Here is a 20,052-nt window from a genome sequence, read left to right as displayed (position 1 = left end):
TTTCTTGTTCTTCAACTTTATTCCTCGAAAGTTTTAAACTATGTGATTTTGGCAGGTCTCCTGACTTGTTCCATCTTTAAACAACCTTCTCATTCGCCGCGGCGAACAATGGCATAAGTAACGTTTAAAGACTTATATAGAACTTACAGTAGCGGGTCTGTTCAGGATTTACACCTGATTCCCTTTTAACTATTTCTTCTTAAAATTTTAAGAAAAAGTAGACCAAAATTTTGAGCAAATATATAACATAAGTTTATGAAAAAAAGTTCTTATTTAATTTAATTACAATTAAGACAATAAAACAAGGGTATAATCTGCTAATTTGATAATTTTCATTTATATCCAATAAATTTGAAAAAGAAACAATGTGTAAATTAGAAAATTAGGTAATTAGATAATTTTAATACTAGCTTGATATTTTAGGATGCTTGGGTAACGATTGACTTCTCTCCTATTTTTTAATAAAAATCAAAAATACTTGACCTTTGTTTTTTACATAAAATGTATATTTGATTTTCTCTATTTCGATATTTAAAAAATTTTGAAGAACTAGAGAAACTCAACATTAAACTCAAAAGCTTTAGAATAAAAAATGGAAATAAAAAGTTTAGAAAACAGCAACCTTAAAGATTTATTAGACGTTATTAATTTGTCTTTTTCAGATTATATCGTACCTTTTAGTCTTACTTTAGAACAATTACAATCCAAAATACATGCAGAAGGAATTAAATTAGATTTATCCATCGGAGTTTATGATGATGATAAATTAGTTGGTTTTATGTTACACGCTTTAAATACCGCAAACGCACAATTTATTGCCTATAATGCTGCAACAGGAGTTATTCCTGATTATAGAGGAAAAGGTTTAGTTGGTAAAATGTATGCTATTTTAGTACCTAAATTAGAAGAACTTGGCGTAAAACAAATGGTATTAGAGGTTATAGAAGGAAATCATCCAGCAATACGAGTTTACGAAAAAATGGGGTATACAATCCATAGAAAGCTTGATTGTTTTAGAGGTAGCGTACCTACATTAGATATAAACCCTAAAGTTACTATAAAGAATCTTAAAGAAACTCAATGGGAATTGTTTAAATCTTTTTGGGATATTGAACCTTCATGGCAAAACGATATTATGGCGGTTAGCAATAGTATGGAATATTGCCAAATTCTAGGAGCTTATATAGATGATGTATTGGTAGGTTATGCAATATATAATACTACATCCAGAAAAATTAATCAAATAGCGGTGTCTCCTGACTACCGCCGCAAAGGAATTGGTACGAGTTTATGTAATCATATTAGTAATGCTGTAGATCAAAATGAATTATTAGTATATAATGTTCAAAATAGTTCTGTAGAAGCAAAAGGTTTTATAAAAAGTTTGAATATTCCATACACGATTTCGCAGTTTGAAATGAAGAGAAATCTTTAAGAAAAATAGAATTACAAAAAGCAAACACGAATTTTAACAATTTGTACAAGTTTTAATGATTAACTTCGTTTGTGAAATTAATTTAGCAAATGAATTAGTGATAATTGATAAAATTCGTGTTTAAAATTGATTTATAATAGTAGAACCTTGATGGGAGTTTGTTAAAATTGAGATTTTTTTTATAATTTTTAGATAGAATTGTATTTTTAATTATATCAGTTATTTGAAGCATTTTTTTATAAAATTTTAAGTAAGATTATTACTCAACTTAGTCATAAAACTCACATAGTCTGAGTCTTCCATTAGGAAGTACCTATCTTTTTTAGTACTTTTGCACCCTTTTTTACACAATATAATACAACAATGGCACATTCAAACAATGATTTAATCCGTTTTTTAGAAGCACAAAACCAGCTGTATCTTACTGCTCTTTCTGAAATTAAGAAGGGAAAGAAAGAAAGCCACTGGATGTGGTTTATTTTTCCTCAAATTACGGGTTTAGGCACTAGCGATACGGCCAATTTTTATGCTATTACCGATTTAAAAGAAGCTACAGAATTTGCAGCGCACCCAATTTTAGGAAAACATCTTATCGAAATTTCTGAGCTTTTATTGACTTTTAAAATGAAATCAGCAGAATCACTTCTGGGAGAGTTAGACGCTAGAAAATTACGTTCTTCGATGACTCTTTTTAGTTTAGTAGAAAACTGCCACCCTATTTTTCAGGAAATATTAAATGCTTTTTTCTCTGGAGAACAAGATCCACGTACTTTGTCCATTATTAATTCAATTATAGAGCAATCTATTGAAACAACTACGCTGTAATTATACAGTAATGTAATAGATTATTTACTCAAAAAAAGACACTACGTTGTATTTGCTTTCGCAAATCGGTAGTGTCTTTTTAGTTTTGTTAGTTAGTAAAGAAACTCATCAATAAATTCTTTTTCTTCATTAACATATAAGTAATAGGAACTTACCTCTATATCTTCTTCTTGGTGATGAAGTTCTAATCTTATTTGAATACATGGTGTCGGAATGAATTCATGATCAACTAATATTGAGATTGATTTAGGTACAATCTTGCTAATGTCCACTAAAATTTCCTCTTCAATATTATAATAATATTTAATAGCTAAATTATAAAACTCTTCTTTTTTATCTAATATATCTTTATAGGAATTCATGTTGAGTATTATTTATGTAAGGTAAAGTTATTTATAAATTTAACCTTGGCAATCCGACCACAATCTCCTTTTAAACAAGAATTGAAGGTTAAAACCAATAAAAAGTAAAAACTATATTTCACAATCGTTATCATTTATTCAATTTATCCCTATTTTTTCTAATTCTTTTATTATTCCTTCTATTTGCTTTTCATCCCATCCATCAAGAATACCACCAATACTAATTATACTTTTATTGCTGTTTTTTTTATAAATTCTAAATTTCATACTTAGTGAACTTGCCTCATATTCATTCCTATATGTAAACCTTAGATTAGTATATTCATAAAATTCCGTTTCTTCTTTATAAAAGTATTTATTAAATACTAACTTGATATGATTATTCTTAATTTCTATTGCTTTTAAATTTTTAAGGGAACAGAGAATTAAATTTGGAAAAACAACTGTGATAAACCATATCGGTAAAATATTAGTATAGGTCAAATTTTGACCAACGGCAATTAATAGAATGAAAATATGAGAAGCTAAAAATCTGTGTAATAAATATTTTTTATTTTTTTTTAAAATCATGAACTTTTATTCCTTTTTGATATTATAAATAATTATTAATTTGCTTTTAATTCTGCTCCACTAAGTAATCAGTATGCTATGGAAACACAATTTCACATTATGCACAAATATAACATTGATTTTCAATCAGTGTTCACAATAAGCTTTAAAATAAAAATCCCCGTTCATTAAAACGTGATTTTATTTAGATTACAATTGTTCTATTAATTCTTGAATGTTTATTCTATTCATATAATTGGTATCAACAAACTTATAAGTAATGCGATAATCCGTATCGATAACAAAAACCGCAGGAATAGGTAATTCGTTGTTATCATTATCGTTATAATCAGATAACTCTATACCTAGACTCTTGTAAGTAGGGATTGCATAATTTTGAAGTTCAAAGGAAATGCCAAGTTGATTAGCCAAAGCATTGTCTTTGTCCGTTAATAACTCAAAATCTAGTTGGTGATTATTCTTTAATTCTTTGCTATAATCAGGTTTTTGCGGAGAGATTACTACCAATTTTGCTTTTTTGTCTACAATTTGCTTTAGGTTTTCCTGTAATGCTCTCAATTCTAAATTACAATAAGAACACCAACTGCCTCGAAAAAAAGCGACAATCACTTTCCCGTTTTTTAGAAGCTCTTTTAATTCTATAGTTTCATCATTTGTATTTGGAAGACAGAAATCGGGAAACCGTTCGCCTATCCCGATGCTACTTTCTTCAATCCCCTGAGTTTTCAATTCCTCAATGGATTTACTAAATATTTCTAAAACTTCTGTCGGAAGTTGTTTTGCCAAATTTTGATTTAACTCCTCTATCTGTTGCGCTAAAATCTTCATATTTTGTTTACTATTTCCGCAAAGATTTAAAAGTTAATTCAGAACCGCAATACCGCATAAAATTGTCCTTATGGGATAAAAAAGTCAATTTTAAGAAAACAAAGGAATGAGTGATAAAATAAAAAAAAATCAATTTGAATTTACCTGAATTTCATTAGCCAAAAATGAAAAATTAGTACGGCTCAGGCATTCTAAGTTATAAAAAAAACTCGCCAGTATTAGACGAGGTTTTATTGGTTTCTGCGATTTGCTTTGTGGGCACGAAGTCAGAGACGTTCGCGCAGCTGGTACTTTAGAACTCTTCGCAGAGCGGGGTTTAAGAATTTACTTTGTGGGCACGGAAAGGATTTCCGCGCTATCGTTGCGCATATCCGAGCAATCGGGTAAGTATATTGTGCTAACGTTATACTTATAATCACAGTTGAATTTAATAAGATTAGTGTATATATTCTAATTAGCAACTTATTTCATGTTTTTTACAACATTATTATAATCTAAAATTTCTAATAATTTTCCTTCTCGATAGTGCTCAACTTTCAAACTTCCTCTCTTTTTATAAATCGAGTCATCAACCTTAAATTTGTTTTCCCACTTTGGAGGAACATAAAAATTATGGTCAGATATCTTTAAGGTTAAGGTATTATGACTCATTTTTAATCTATATATAGAATCTACCTTACCACTATATTCAGTATCAATCTCATGATTGAGGTAAACTTCTTTATGTGTTTCTTTATCTGTTATTGATTCAAAAAAGACCCAACTAAATAGTAATAAAAGAGGAATAACTATTACTCCTGTTAAAATAATTTTTTCTTTAGCACTCATTTTTAAATTTATTATTTTTTTAATGTTTTTGTTGTTCCATATGAATAAATACCTCCAACTTCCATTCTTGACTGATTAGCTCTATAGCAAAATGCAAACTTTTAAAAACCAAAGCCACTCCGTATGGAATGGCTTTTGCTTTTTAGTCAATTAACTTTAGTTATTTTTTTTAGTATCTCTTTTTTCATCATATAACAACAAACTCTTTTTAGCCATAATATGATAATATTGTGGGAACAAAGTCAACACAATAGCTACACTTTAAAGAGCTGTTTAAAAATCTGCTCTATCATGAATTTTTCCAACGGATTGCTTCTATATGTTCTAAAATAGATTGGTTTTTATCATATATAACAAACTCTAATTTATCATCTGAAATAGACTGTTTTTGTATAAATTCTTTTGCTAAATCTATATTGTCAAATAACCAATATATTTCATCCTCAGTATCATTTCTGTAGAGTTCTAGCTTAATATTCAATACATGACCCGTTGCTCCATCAGCAATAACTACTACAACTTGCTTTTCACTTAAAGTTGGGAATTTCTTCATATTTTTTATTTTTTATTTTATTGGAGTTACAGTTGCACCCGAAAACGTACCTCTCACTAAAACTTCAGATTCATTAACAATTCCACCACCCTGTTTTAATACAACATCCTTAACACTCGGACTTGTTACTGTTTGACCAATAAGCACTTCAGCTTCCATTATAACACCTTCCCCGCTGGTTCTTAAAGCATAATTTTTAGCTAGCTCAGGATTTGTCGTCCAAGAAGTAAAATTACTATTTGTATTACCACTATTATGCTCTACAGCCGCTAGGTTTTATAAAAACACTTAATCTGAAACACTATCAGTTATTGCAATTTTTTTGTTTTTTCGATAATTTATTTTGGACTCTACGCATTGAACCTTCACTCCAATCATATTCAAATGTAAATTTCTTTCCTGGTAAAGGGTCATATATTTCTTTATATTTCTTATTTGTGGTATCATATATGTATAAAATAAAATGACTGCCTTTATTTAACCAAGGTAATTTGAAACTTTCAATATCATAATTAAAAGAATCCATATTATCTTCACATATTTTATTATATCGAACAATCAAATTTATGTTTGTAATATTCTCTGAAGTTAATTTTTCATAGTCGTTTGCTCCAATAGATAGGCTACCCGGTACGTAATTAATTATCACTGTCTCACTCTTACCATCTTTATCTTTTATTATAAATTTGTCTGCATAAACATTTCTTAACTCATTATCTACGGATATAATTAAATTAAATTTTTTTTGCTGTGAATAACTTATTAAAGTACTTAAGGTACAGAAAATTACTATTATTTTTTTCATTCTATTCATAATTAATTTCCGATTATTTTATTTACCATTCTACGACTAAATTGAAAAGATGGTGTTGTTCCACCGTTATTATAAATTACTACTCCATTCTCAGGTTTCTTTATATTAGTAACATTATTTCCCGTACGAGAATCGATTCCTTGAGTAGCTGAAGCTTGTCCTAGAGGACCAACTATTATATTGGTTCTAAATTGAGCAAAAGTTGAAGCATCTGCCCCCAATCCTGAAGGAACTGTTGCATTGCCACCAAAAACCTGACTTCCAACTACTTTAGCTTCTGTTGGATGTGAGTGTATCGAAACTTCTACATCTCTAGTGGTTTTGCCAAGAAGAAGACTAGGAAGGCTGGCATTAGCTTCAGTGTCAACACCTAGATTTATAGCTGCTCCCCTAGAACCTTGTGCCACTTGTCCATCCCTGTATACCAAAGAACTCTCTTCGCTTAAACCTCCATTTGCAATTGTTCTATCAAGTACATTTAATGCTTCTCCTAAAGCATTATCACTAGGTAAAAAACTAATATCAGAGCCACTAAGAGAAAACTGGTCATCTAATAAATTTACTGTTCCATCCTTTTTGTACACATCTTTGACTTGACTAGCTAATGTTTCATTATTTATCATTACATTAACTCCATTATTATCACCATCATCTCCAAGTTTATTTCCGTCTTTATCTAAGTAATCAGTAGCCATCATTCCATCAGGGTCAATAAAATAAACAGGATTATTAAGAGCGTATGTATAAGGGCTAAATCTACGTGATTTCTCTGCTAATGGGTCAATGTTCATCCAACGTCCTAATGCTGGATCATAATTTCTTGCCCCATAGTCGTACATGTTAAGCCCCAGCTCGTCTTGGAGCTCTTTGCCATTGTACTTATACTTGTAATTTAGTTGATTATTATCAGTATTATACCCCTCATGTTTTAAACCAAAAGGATAATAATTATTTTCTTCGAGAATTTCAAGAACGTTTTGTGCATTTTTTTTGTAACTCACACGAACATTCCCTAAATGGTCGGTATAATTAAATATGTAATTATAATTATCTGCTCCACTTGCAGGTGTATTGTTTACATAACCCTCTGCTGTTGGGAAAAACTGTAACGCGTTATCTTTATACTGGAATCCTCCTAAATAATAGGTCTTTGTTATAATCCCATTATCAGTAACTGTTTTACCTAATTTTTGTCCTGTTGCGTTGTAAATATACTCAATCGTATTTGTCCCTCCAAATGTTATTTTGGTTGGCAAATTAAGATGATTATAGCGTATCTCGGTAATGTTTTTATTTTCATCTTTAATTAAATTACCGTCAGCATCATAAGCATAATCATCTGAGCTGTCATTATAACCATCACTATCGTCTTTAAATCCTTTTGGAGAATTTGATGTATCGCTTACTTTTATCAATTGGTTTGAGTTGTCAGTATAAAAATACCCTAAGTTGTCTATGTCTCCAACGTAAGGATTGCTTGATACTCCAGCCATGGACTTACGTTGTAGTCGGATAATGTTTCCGTTTTTATCATAATCCAGATTCTCTCCAAAATAATTCTTGTTATCTGTAAGATTTGGAGTTTGATAGGTTGCATCTTTTAAGCGGTTCAATTGATCGTATTGATATCCATACCCACGAATAACTCCAATACCATCGGTACCAGTAGCCCATGATATTTCAGAAATATTACCGTTATATAGTTTTTTAGCAGCTCCAGCATCCCAATCAACCTTATTATAATTAATCTTAAAGGCAAATAAATCTTTTGGATCGGTGTCTTGCTGTAGGTTTTCTGTTTTATTTATTCCAGTTAACCAACCTCTTATATTATAACTATAATCAACCTTTTGTAGAGGGTTACCAGTACTTTCACCTACCTTTTTAGCTTTAAGTTGTCCTAACTCATCATAAATATTCTCTGCTAAGAGTTGCACTATTCCTCCATTAATTTGATGCGTATGAGTTAGTAAGCGGTCTTGTGCCGAATAAGTGAATTCTTCCCTTATTGTAAGCTCAACAGTTCCTGTAGCACGTTTATGTTTGGTTATGGTGTATAATGGTTTTCCTGTAAAATCTAGTTTACTATCAGTAGTAGTATAGCCTCCTAAATAATTTTGAGTATAATTACGGATAGGTCTTGCTTTGCTATCATAAAAAGTACTCGTAGTTTCTCCCGAAATCACAAAAGCTGATGTAAGTGCTCTTATCCAACTACCTGTTGCCAAACCTTTGGCATTAGCCAAAACATCTTGCCCTTCGATACTTGTAGCTACAGTCGAAACATTAGGATACTCATAATTGTCATAATAGTTTACTGTAAGTAACTTAAAACTAGTTGGCGCAATAAGATTACTATAATTGGCAGCAACTCCATCAATTGTGCCTGAAGTTTGCTTTGTTTCGAATATTTTTGATGCTGTATTTTGTGCATCCTGCATCGTCTTTCTACTTTCTGCATTAGCCGCAGAATTTAACCAACCCGTATAAATTGGTCTGTTAAAAGCATCATATTTAGTTATTAACCAACCTATTGTAGTTTCTCCTTTAAAGGGAGAATTGGCTGGACCTGTAGCTACAGGACGATCCAATTTATCATATACAATAAACTCCCATTGCTTTCCTGGTAGTTTCTTCTCGACCAAACGGTTACGATAATCGTATTTGTACTGGTAACATAACCCTTTTAAAACTTCATCACTTATAGCTCCATCAGCTTTTGGAGGAATTACATAAGTTAAATTCCCGTAATCATCATATACATAATAGGTATCATATTTTTGTTGTGATTCGTAGGTTCTCTTTAAAATTACCTTGCCTTCTCTATCTTTAAATTCTACTGTGCTTCCTGCTGTTTCGGTTGGATTTGCCGAAGTGTTCTCATCGTAAGTTACCGTTTTAGATAACTCATTAGCATCGTAAAATACCCCATTATCCGAAAAGGAAATATCAAATATTCCTGCTGAAGCATTCCAACTTGTAGCTACTGTATATAATTTTACTTCACTAGCTGTATTCGTTTGATAATCCAATTTAATTTCATGACCTCCGCCCATAGCCCAGTCCGTTCCAGGAGCAGCTTGTTTTAGAACTCTGCTAAGAGGAGATGATTCTAATTCCTTTACAGAAAAAGGATTTGCTGTATTTTCATATTTTTCTGTATTATAAAAATTAATAGTATTTACATCAGCATTTGCTTCATAAGCCATATTAGTTGATGTTGCTTCATAAGGCAAGTATTCCTTCGTTTGTCGGCCAAAATCATCATAGCCAATATGTGTTATAATATCTTTACCCAAATTAGATTGCTGATTAGCAATTTGTTGTATGGGTCTGCCTAATCCATCAAAATAAGTAATACTAGTTTGAGCTTGATTTGGTGATGGATTCGATAAAACAGTTTTAACTGGCTCTTTGTAATTTGTCGTTATGACATAATTATGATCTGATGAAGGATTTTTAATACTAGAACAATCTGGATCTGAGCCATAAAGCAAGGGACAATTATCGGAGTAATTATCTACATAATTTCCAGCTGGTTTGGTACATTGTTGCACAAAATTAGAAGGATCTCCCAAGCCATCAACTTCGTTATCTGCATACCATTTTGTATTGGGATTTATGAGTATAGCTTTATCATCGCAATCTGAAGCGTTGGCTACATAACCTGTAGGTTGAATACTGTAATACAGGCTTACATTTGGATTCCCAAAAGTATCTTTATCAAAATCCTCATAAAATGTTTGTGGAGGAATATTAGTAATATTTCCAGTCCGATCATTATAGTCTGAATTATTGGCTACATATCCTGAAGGCTGAATACTGTAAAACAGGCTTACATTTGGATTCCCGAAAGTATCTTTATCGAAATCCTCATAAAATGTTTGTGGAGCGATGTTGGTAATAAACTCTGTTCTATCATCATAGTCAGAATTATTGGTTACATATCCTGTAGGCTGAATACTGTAATACAAACTTACATTTGGATTCCCAAAAGTATCTTTATCAAAATCTTCGTAAAAAGTTCGCGGCGCGATATTAATAATATTGCCTGTCCTATCATCATAATCGGAATTATTAGTAACATATCCAGTAGGCTGAAGACTGCATCTAACACTCACATTCGGATTTCCAAAAGTATCTTTATCGAAATCTTCAAAAAAAGTTTGAGGAGCTATATTTGTGATACACCCTGACTCATCATCATAATCACTAGCATTATCTACATAATTAGTAGGCGGGATACATCTAGCTATTGTAGTTGTACTGCGTCCATAACCATCTCCGTCTTTGTCATAGTACCAAGTCCTAATATACTTATATGTCGGGTTATAATCATCACAATCGTCGAAATTTTGAACGTACCTGTCTGGTTTTGTACAACTTTGTACAAATGTAGAAGCATCACCGGCTCCGTCACCATCATTATCATAATACCAAATATTATTAGGATGTATTGTTACATTGCCATCATCACAATCTCCAAACTTATCAGTATACCCCTCAGGTCTTATACAATTCAATACAAAATTAGCAGTCGCTCCAAACCCATCACCATCCACATCACGATACCATATTGTATTTTCATTTATATCAATATTATTATCATCACAATCTCCTCCATTTCTTATGTATCTAGGAGGTGCAGCACATCCTTTAACTGTCATATTATCATCACCACTGCCATCTTTATCGTTATCATAATACCAAACGGTATCAGGATTTAGATCTGTAGCTGCATCATTACAATCATTTGCATTATCTACATAACCTGTAGGTTTGGTGCAACTTACTGTCGTTACTGCACGATTCCCAAAACCATCTCCATCTCCATCTTTATACCAAACTGTATTTGGGTTAATTGTGATATCTCTATCATTACAATCTAAGTTATTGGTTACATAACCTTCGGGTATTACACTGCAGTACATTGTCTCGACAGCACTCCCATAAGTGTCCTTATCGAAATCTCTATAAAAAGTTTGTGGTGTAATATATGTAATCGCTCCATTAGCATCATCAAGATCCCATCCGTTTGATACATAATTTGTTGGCTGTAAACAACTGGTTGTAGTGATTGAACGGCTACCATATCCATCATGATCACCATCATAATACCAAACCGTATTTGGTGTCATCAATCTATCATTGTCATTACAATCTAAATTGTTGGCAACATAGTTTGGGGGTTGCAAAGTATAAAATACACTAGCATTGGGATTACCAAATGTATCTCCATCCATGTCCTGATAAAAATACTGGGTAGGAGGCCTATTGGTAATATAAGGATTGGTATCATCTAAATCATCACCCTCCGATACATATCCCTCCATTGGTTCTGTACTCATATAATATTTGGCTGGATTCCCAAATCCATCTCCATCAACATCTCTATACATTTTAACAGGACGGTCACCACCTCCACCTCCACCAGGAGGGGCAGCTTTAAGGATTTTAGCCTGTCCATATCCTAATGAAACTATTAAGAATAGTAGTAAAAAACTGTATATATATTTTTTCATCGTTCTCATACTAGTTTTTATAATGATATTGGTTTTCTGATAAAATGTTTCCCTGACTGTCTTTTACTACTTTCAAACGATTAAATTCGTCATATTCATAATAGGTAATTAAGCCTTTAGGATCTGTTACAGTACTTACTCCTATTAATGGTTTATAAGTATAGGTTGTAATCATTGCATTGGATAAGTTATTCCTAAATGTGTTCTCGTTTGTTGTGTATGCTGCACTTGCCTGATCGTAAGTTGCATTTTCAACCTTAGCGATTGGTTTTGTTTTATTATAGCCCCAAATAATTGCTACTGGTGTACCACTCTCTAAAGTATACTGAAGAATATTACCTGCATCATCATATTTATCATATGTAATTTTTTTCTCTAAAGAATTTGCTGTAGAAAGTGAATTAGGGAATTTGGCAGCATAGATAAACTTTGGTAACAACAAATTACCTGTTGTGGCATCCTTTGCATATTCTGTTTTTTGCTCGGATTGTTTTGTACCACCTCTAAAAGTTTCTGTTTTCAGTGGGGTATCAATTCTATTATTTGTAATCATTTCAGAAACAAAAGGTTCTGTAGTTAAATCCTGAGGATAGTAATACTTGGTTTCCAAAGTTTCTTTTAACGAGGATTTGGTACTTTGCGAAGTTAGCTGAAGATGTACAGGATTATTATATCCATAATTTGTTGTAGTTTCTATTGGATTTAATCCTTTAAGATCATACGTTTTAGATATGGAAGATTCCAAATAGAACCAGTATGCTATTGTTTTATATTCTGCGATACTCAAATTATCAACAGAATTTACAGTTGCGCAGAGTTCTTCAAAATCTTTTCTTACAGTATATCCTTTTATCTCCTTGTTATAAGAAGCATCTAACTTGTACTTATTTTCCTTCTCGGTTACAACTATAAATGGAGCACCTCCAATTTTTTTCTGAAATACCTGTGATTTTATTTCCAAGCCGTTATCCCATCCAGTATTAGTAAGCGGCGCGCTTTTAAGTTCGCTTCCTAAAATAGGATTACTAAAATAGTCTCTATGAATAATAAATTCTTTCATTTCTCCTCCATTTTCAAAAGCATCTCCTCCTTCACTAACAGTTACGTACTTATAAAAACAATTACTACTACCGGTATCAAATAAAGAAATCAAACTACTAGAGCTAATTGTAAGATTACTATTATCTACAAAAGAACATGCTACTCCCATTTGTCCATCTGATACTGGACACTTAGTCCTTTGAGTGGATATATCTGCATAAAAAGGAGTTTTCCCTCTATCTCCCGAAGAATGATTGATATCATCTTTATTGGCATAATAATATCTTTTATAATTTGCCTTAGCCAATGGTTCTGAAAAATCTTTAGTAGCTTTAATTCGTACGCCTCCTGTTTCTATATTTGTATTTGTCGTTACTGAGGCGGTAGCGTAATAGGTAATATTTACCCATGCTGAAGCTTTGATTCCGTTTTTAGAAAGATGAAGTGTATATGTCTTACCCGCTTTTGCATCAAAATAAAATTTATTGTCTACAACATGATGATCTCCATTACTGGCAGTTATAAAAACAAAACCATCATCATGAAAAAAATCACCAAACTGAGAATCTTCATAAAATCTAGGGCAATCTTCTGAAGGATCTGCACAGGTTATTTGCATTGCTGCACTATAATGTCCTGTATTGCCAGAGCCTGGTATTGGGTTACCATTCTGATCCAAAAGAGGTTCTTGTTCACCTGCATAAACAACACTACCCATAAGCTCAATTTTTTGATCAGTAGGTGAAGTAATGTTTATAGTTTTTGCTTCATGGTTTGTTTCTGTTTTGTCTTTTTCTAAGATTAGTGTAGTTTTTTTAGGATAAGTTGTTTTCTCTCCCCAATAAGTATTACTCTCATAATCAAATTCGGTATATCCTTTGGTAGGATAAATAATTTTATTTAACAATCCTATTTTAGTAAAATTCCCATCAGGCTCTTTATCAGCTCCATAGTAGTCTATATCATCTAAGCCTAAACCAAAATCCTTTATATTTTTAGGCACTAAATTAATATTATCCTTACCATTATAATACCCCCAATGATCCTGGCTTGTAGAGAGTCTTCTAGGGAAACCAGACTGGTTTAGATATTCGAAAGCGTATTTTTTACTTGGATCGTTAAACGTGATATTTTGCAAAAAAACACGTTGGTTAGATGTTTTTAAATAATTGAAACTTATTTTTTCAATCACAAGCCCATCGGTATTATATTGCGTAATGGTTTCGATCTTGCTATTACCATCGACTTCCTCATTAATCCCCGAAGCAGTATAAGCAAAAGTTACATAGCCATCACTACTATTATTACTGCTTATTTTGCTTATTCGTTTCCCAATAACTTTCATATTAAACGATATAATACCACTAAGGGCTGGAGCATTACTGTATGGAGAATTACCCTCGCAACTTCTTTGCGTTCTTGGATACGACATAGAGAGTGTTTGAGAATTTGAAGCAGTATAATCCATATTGGCTCCATCGTAGGTTAGATAAATTTCGGATCCGTTTGGGTGTACCATCTTGCTTAAATACCATGCCGTTACACTGGCACTTATTACTGAGTGTCCCTCCCCCTGACTTCTAAAAGCTGTTGTTTCTTTTTCGGTAAAATAATATTTAACACCATTAGTAGTAGTCAATAAAAAATCGGCATTATTAGTGATTCTTTCTATTTTAATTTTTTGGTTATTTATTAAAACCGGTATATTATTTTTATCATATATAAATTTTCCTGAGTTACCATTAAAATTAAAAGAATATATATCTTTTTCTGTATCAGCATTAGCTTGTCCTGCTGCTTTATAAAACGCTACTCTTTCAGCATTGGTAGCATTAGGCATATCATCTGGTGGATAAACCATTGTTTGCAAATCATCTGATTTATCTCTTACGGTCCGGGTAATAACTCCTCCAAAATTAAGATTCCAACCCAATCCCACATTCGAAGCAACTTCATCTACCTTAATTCCGTTAGAGCCATAAAAAAGCGACATCGGAGATTCTAAATCTTTAGTTTTAAAACTTATTAATGGAACTGAAATATTTGCCGCTCCTGTAAACATTCCAACAGGAACGTTACCATATTTACCTAATTCCCCAGCTACAGGTGATGGTGGTGTTATATTAGGCATGAATTTACTATCATCAGACTGTGCAACACTATGCAAGGTTGTAAAAATGAGCAACAAGAAAAATATATGTTTAATCCTGTTGGTGGTATGTATTGTATTCATTATGATTCTTTTAATTTTTTCCTCTTCTTATTACTTTTATTCCATCGCTCTGCACATTAGTTTTTATGTTTATTACATAAATACCTTCGGGATAACGGCTTAAATCTACAGGGACAGTTCGCTCTGTGATACTAAACTGTTGCAGGATGCGACCCGCCATGTCTACAACCGTAGCAGTACCAGTCTCGTACTCATATCCTATAATAATATTGGTAAATGTTACTACTGGATTAGGAATGGCTTCTACACTTATTTTAACTTTTTCGAGTTTGGTTTTGTCTTTGAGTTTTACAACCCAAAAATCATTTCCGCCTATACTTCCGTTTTTATCCTTAGATGCGCTGGAATTTGAGGTTCCTGCCATAAGATATCCACCATCTCTGGTTTCTACAAGCTTACGAAGGATATCCTCTCCTGCACTTCCTACTGTTTTCTTCCAAAGTTCTTCCCCTTTATCATCTATTTTTAGAGCGATATAATCATTGATCCCTTCTTTATCTTTGTCTATCAAACCAGTTACTTTACCCACAATACCTTCTTTAGGAGATTTTTTTTCGCTTTGGGCATATCCTCCAATTAGGTAGGTATTGTCTTTATTTTCTACTAATGAAGTCAAGATATCTACTTTGCCAAAATCATAGGTTTTACTCCATATTACTTCTCCTTTCTCATCTAATCGTAATACCCAATAATCGGTACCATTACCTACTGTACCGCCTAAAGTCGTGAGAGGTTGAGTACTATTAGAGTTTCCCCCTGCTATATAACCTCCATCTTTTGTTTGGTGAATTACATACAACTGATCATCACCATTGCTTCCATATGTTTTTTGCCATTCTATCCCGCCTACATCGTTAATTTTTATAATCCAGTAATCTCCTATTCCTTTATTGGGTTGGGTTTTGTCTCCTGATAGTGTGGAATTAGAATATCCTCCTAATATATATCCTCCGTCTTGGGTTTGCTCCATACTTCTTAATAAATCAGCATACTGACCTCCATAAGTTTTTTGCCACTCTACAACTCCAGCTTTATCTAGCTTTACGATCCAATAATCCATGTTTCCACGGCTTTTTTCAGATTTAGCGTATATATCTGCTTTGGTATCTAGAGGTAAAGATTTTGAAGTACTTATTAATGCTGGGCTTGAACTTGAAGAACCTCCAAGCATATATCCTCCATCTTTAGTCTGAAAGGCACATAAAAGTTCATTTTGTCCACTACCGCCAATCGTTCGCTGCCAAATCTCTTCGCCTTTGGCATTGAGTTTTATAACCCAAAAATCGGAAATACCTTTACACGGATCTTTCTTTTGGAAATCATTTGGCGAGCTGGAAGTTCCTGCAAGGATAAAACCGCCATCACTTGTGTTTTTTATGCTTTGTAGTAAATCAAAACCGCTTCCTCCAATGCTTTTTTGCCAATCGAGGTCACCTTTTTCATCCATTTTCCAAATCCAATAATCCAAATCGCCATGATTATTGTCGGTTTTGTTTCCTGTTTTGTCAGATAAAGAACTGCCTGCCAATATAAAACCATAATCGGCTGTGGGTTGTGCATCAAAAAGATAATCTGCATGTTTGCCTCCATACGATTTTTCCCAAAGTATGTCCTGAGATTGCATGAATAACGGGCAAATAAATAAGAGTAGTAAGTAGTTTTTTTTCATATTAAAACTGGATTAAGATAAATGCAGCTATATATTACATAATACTGTTAAATAGCTATAATTTGCGCAATGATAGTTCTGCTATTCTGAAGATACAATACCCACTTTTAGTGATTTTATTATAAAATCATCAAAAAAAACCTTATATATTGATAATTAGTTAATTATAAAAAACATCAATACATATAATAAATAAAACATTAACATAATAAAATAATGTTAGGAAGAATAAGCGTACAGTTATAAAGTCTATTCTTGCTTCAGCTATATTTATTTTAAACAATAAACAGTTAAAAGTCAGTATACTTAAAATCATAAACTAAAAAAGCTGATACGTAATGTATCAGCCTTTTTAAAATAAACCTTGCAACAATCTGTATAAGTTTTTACTTTCCCTCACTACCAAAATAATTTTCAAACAAAGCCAACTGATTAGATAACGCTTTGCTCCAATAATTTGTATCGTGTGCGCCCAGAGATTCTATATAAAGATGTTCAATTTTTTCATTTATTAGGAGCTTATGAAAATCTCTATTCATATCAATCATTTGAGCATCCTCTGTACCACAATCAAATATATAAAACTGATTTGAGGCTTGCATTTGTTTCGTTTTATCAAATGTTAAGTATTGCTTTGGTAAACTTTTAAATTCGCCTAAAAATTTATCTACTTGATAATTATGGAAACTTTCTCCAAATCGATTAAAATCTAATGCGCCACATGAACTTCCTACTATCGAAAAAGTATTTTGATATGCAATTCCGATGTTTGTTGCGCCATATCCTCCCATACTCCATCCTAAGATTCCTCTAAATTTTCGGTTTTGGATTGTTGGATAATTAGCATCGATATAATCAACTAATTCTTTCCCAATAAAGGTTTGATATTGCGAAGATTTATCGACAGGACTATCTACATACCAACTATTAAAATTACCATTGGGTAGGACATAAATAGTTTTATTTTTTTGAGATTTGCTTACAAGATCAGGAATATCCTGCTTATATGTTCTATCAGGATTACCGCTATAACCATGGAGTATATAAATGGTTTTATATGTTTCACCATCTACAAGATTTGGTGTAATAATTACGGTTTCAATTTCCTTATTCATTTTTTTGCTATATACATTCTTATGAATGATTTTCTGAGCAGAAATTGATACTGATAAGGCAAGTAGTCCAACTGTGGTAAGTAATGTTTTCATTTTTTTGTTTTTTATTTATAAGGCAAAAGTCAGATATATAAAAAGCAAAAAAGTTTACAAATGTTGATGGATTAAAAGTTTATTTCTTTACGAATTCGACTTAACTGAGTTGGTGTAATCCCTAAATACGATGCAATATGATGTTGTTTTAACCTCAGGAACAAATGTTGGTTTTCATATAACTCTATATAGCGCTGTGTAGCCGATTCCCATTTTAAGTTAATTTCTAAAGGCTCTTTTCTTACCACCCAATTTTTCTCTAGATAATTGATGTGAAATAATGCTAAATCATGATGTTTTTTAACCAATTCGCGAAAAGCATTTGCAGGATAAACAATTAATTCTACATCTTCTAAGGCTATGATATTAAAATTACTGGGCTTGTCTTCAATAATTGCTGCTGTAGATGCTACAAAGTTATGCTCTTCAAAAAATATTTTATAAATCGTATCCCCATTTTCATCAATCGTATAATAGCCAAGCAAGCCTTTCTGAACAAAATAATAATACAATGCCAGATCTCCAGCCTGAAGTATTAATTCGTTTTTCTTAAATTTTTTTACTCTACAAATACCCAATAACGCTTGCGAAGTTTCATCGGAGATAGGATAATATAAATTGATTTGTTTTAAGAAGTCTTCCATAATTGTTTTAAATGAGTTTTATTAAATCAATCTCCATTTATGAGCAACAAATTTACTCATTATTGATTGACTATTTTCTCTAATAAATGATTGAATTAACTTGAATAGATGCATAAAACATGATGTTTACACAAATTCGAAACATTTATGATAAAATTTGAAAGTTCGTTTTCTAACTCCCGTCTAACTTCGCTTAATTAAAGATTTAGAACAAAAGATTATAAATAAAAATATCAAACCATGAAAAAAACCTTTAGCCTATTTTTAGCAATCACTACCATTACCATAAGCTCCTTTGCCAAACCTAAACAAGATGATCCCTCTTTTGATTGGTTCAAAAAAACAACAGAGGTAATTCATTTTCAATTAAACAAAGCGGCTCAAACGTATAAACCGGGTAAAAACCCACGTTCTGTAAATCCTGATGGATCAGTAAGATTGGCTGGTTTAACCGATTGGACAACTGGATTTTTCCCAGGAAGTCTTTGGTACGGATATGAACTTACTGGTGACAAAGTAATGGGAGAAGAAGCTAAAAAGTTTACCCTAGCTTTAGATTCTATCAGAAATATAAAAAACACGCATGATGTTGGTTTTATGCTTTACTGTTCTTACGGAAATGCCTATAGAATTACTGGTGATAAAACTTATCTTCCTGTACTTGCCGATGGTGCTGCAAATCTTTATGCTCGCTTTAACCCAACAGTTGGAGCTATTCGTTCTTGGGATTTTGCTTGGTTACATTACCCTGTAATTATCGATAATATGATGAATCTTGAGTATTTATATTGGAGTGCTATTGAGTTTAATAAACCTGATTATGCAAAGGCTGCAAGTACTCATGCATTGACAACGATGAAAAATCATTACAGAAAAGATTATAGCTCGTATCATTTAGTCGATTATGATCAAAAAACGGGCAAAGTATTACGCAAAGGAACACATCAAGGTGTTACCGATGATTCGGCTTGGGCTCGTGGGCAAGCATGGGGACTTTATGGCTATGCTATGTGTTATGAAAACACCAAGAATCCTAAGTTTTTGCAACAAGCAGAAAATATTGCTTCTTTTATCATGAATCATCCACGTATGCCTAAAGATAAAGTACCAGTTTGGGATTTTGATGTACATAACGCAATGGATACTGCAGAACTTGCACCAAGAGATGCTTCGGCAGCTGCAGTTATTGCATCAGCTTTACTAAATTTAAGCACTCAGGTAAAAGACGGAAAAAAATATGCAGATTATGCCGAAGATATTTTGAAATCATTATCATCAGATGCTTATTTGGCTAAACCGGGTGAAAACAGTTATTTTTTATTAAAGCATAGTGTGGGTGCATTTTTGTATAATTCAGAGATTGATACACCACTTGATTATGCAGATTATTATTATTTGGAAGCTTTAAAAAGATATGCTACCATCAAAAAAATAGATTTTTCGGAAAAATCATAATTTAATAACCCGTTGGCTGGAATTAATTTTAACACATAGAAACATAGGTCTTGTACACACAAAAA

General features: G+C 32.3%; 15 protein-coding genes and 1 riboswitch. Of the genes, 3 read left to right on the top strand and 12 right to left on the bottom strand.

The genetic code is table 11. From position 1 onward, the window contains the following. Positions 1-33: 33 nt before the first annotated feature. Positions 34-242, bottom strand: a riboswitch (cobalamin riboswitch). 350 nt (positions 243-592) lie between these two features. Continuing rightward, positions 593-1,435 (top strand): GNAT family N-acetyltransferase, encoded by an 843-nt coding sequence (locus AC3IPI_RS17705; RefSeq protein WP_489154570.1) that lies wholly within the window; start codon positions 593-595, stop codon positions 1,433-1,435. Between the two features lie 363 nt (positions 1,436-1,798). Then, positions 1,799-2,260, top strand: coding sequence for a DUF1810 domain-containing protein (locus AC3IPI_RS17700; RefSeq protein ID WP_489154568.1), 462 nt, complete (start codon positions 1,799-1,801; stop codon positions 2,258-2,260). Positions 2,261-2,352: 92 nt separating this feature from the next. Here AC3IPI_RS17700 and AC3IPI_RS17695 read toward each other — a convergent pair whose 3' ends face one another. The 12 genes from AC3IPI_RS17695 to AC3IPI_RS17640 all read right to left on the bottom strand — a co-directional run bounded on the left by AC3IPI_RS17695 (position 2,353) and on the right by AC3IPI_RS17640 (position 18,532). Next, positions 2,353-2,622 (bottom strand): hypothetical protein, encoded by a 270-nt coding sequence (locus AC3IPI_RS17695; protein WP_489154566.1) that lies wholly within the window; start codon positions 2,620-2,622, stop codon positions 2,353-2,355. A gap of 138 nt (positions 2,623-2,760) precedes the next feature. Next, positions 2,761-3,192 (bottom strand): hypothetical protein, encoded by a 432-nt coding sequence (locus tag AC3IPI_RS17690; protein WP_489154564.1) that lies wholly within the window; start codon positions 3,190-3,192, stop codon positions 2,761-2,763. 189 nt (positions 3,193-3,381) lie between these two features. Continuing rightward, the gene (locus tag AC3IPI_RS17685; protein WP_489154562.1) at positions 3,382-4,020 is read right to left on the bottom strand and encodes a peroxiredoxin-like family protein; all 639 of its coding nucleotides are present in this window, start codon (positions 4,018-4,020) and stop codon (positions 3,382-3,384) included. 462 nt (positions 4,021-4,482) lie between these two features. Then, positions 4,483-4,848: a hypothetical protein gene (locus AC3IPI_RS17680; RefSeq protein ID WP_489154560.1), complete on the bottom strand. Its 366-nt coding sequence runs from the start codon at positions 4,846-4,848 to the stop codon at positions 4,483-4,485. A 289-nt stretch (positions 4,849-5,137) separates the two neighbouring features. Then, positions 5,138-5,401, bottom strand: coding sequence for a hypothetical protein (locus tag AC3IPI_RS17675; RefSeq protein WP_489154558.1), 264 nt, complete (start codon positions 5,399-5,401; stop codon positions 5,138-5,140). Positions 5,402-5,413: 12 nt separating this feature from the next. Beyond that, positions 5,414-5,560 carry a hypothetical protein gene (locus tag AC3IPI_RS17670; RefSeq protein ID WP_489154556.1) on the bottom strand — a complete coding sequence of 49 codons (147 nt, stop codon included), beginning with the start codon at positions 5,558-5,560 and terminating at the stop codon, positions 5,414-5,416. Positions 5,561-5,705: 145 nt separating this feature from the next. Beyond that, positions 5,706-6,206 carry a hypothetical protein gene (locus AC3IPI_RS17665; protein WP_489154554.1) on the bottom strand — a complete coding sequence of 167 codons (501 nt, stop codon included), beginning with the start codon at positions 6,204-6,206 and terminating at the stop codon, positions 5,706-5,708. An 11-nt stretch (positions 6,207-6,217) separates the two neighbouring features. Then, entirely contained in the window at positions 6,218-11,737 is a 5,520-nt protein-coding gene (locus tag AC3IPI_RS17660) for a DUF6443 domain-containing protein (RefSeq protein ID WP_489154552.1), read from the bottom strand. Between the two features lie 10 nt (positions 11,738-11,747). Continuing rightward, on the bottom strand, positions 11,748-15,011 hold the full coding sequence (locus tag AC3IPI_RS17655; RefSeq protein ID WP_489154550.1) for a hypothetical protein: 3,264 nt from the start codon (positions 15,009-15,011) through the stop codon (positions 11,748-11,750). Positions 15,012-15,021: 10 nt separating this feature from the next. Further along, positions 15,022-16,680, bottom strand: a complete 1,659-nt coding sequence (locus AC3IPI_RS17650; protein ID WP_489154548.1) for a T9SS type A sorting domain-containing protein — start codon at positions 16,678-16,680, stop codon at positions 15,022-15,024. Positions 16,681-17,066: 386 nt separating this feature from the next. Next, positions 17,067-17,888 carry an alpha/beta hydrolase gene (locus AC3IPI_RS17645; protein WP_489154546.1) on the bottom strand — a complete coding sequence of 274 codons (822 nt, stop codon included), beginning with the start codon at positions 17,886-17,888 and terminating at the stop codon, positions 17,067-17,069. A gap of 71 nt (positions 17,889-17,959) precedes the next feature. Continuing rightward, positions 17,960-18,532, bottom strand: coding sequence for a Crp/Fnr family transcriptional regulator (locus tag AC3IPI_RS17640; protein WP_489154544.1), 573 nt, complete (start codon positions 18,530-18,532; stop codon positions 17,960-17,962). Between the two features lie 240 nt (positions 18,533-18,772). Here AC3IPI_RS17640 and AC3IPI_RS17635 point away from each other — a divergent pair, with 240 nt between their 5' ends. Then, entirely contained in the window at positions 18,773-19,987 is a 1,215-nt protein-coding gene (locus tag AC3IPI_RS17635; protein ID WP_489154542.1) for a glycoside hydrolase family 88 protein, read from the top strand. Positions 19,988-20,052: the final 65 nt, after the last annotated feature.

The sequence above is a fragment of the Flavobacterium sp. GL_143 genome, assembly GCF_057834355.1.
The sequence above is the reverse complement of the archived record's forward strand: the minus strand, read 5'-3'. Positions and strand labels throughout refer to the sequence as shown.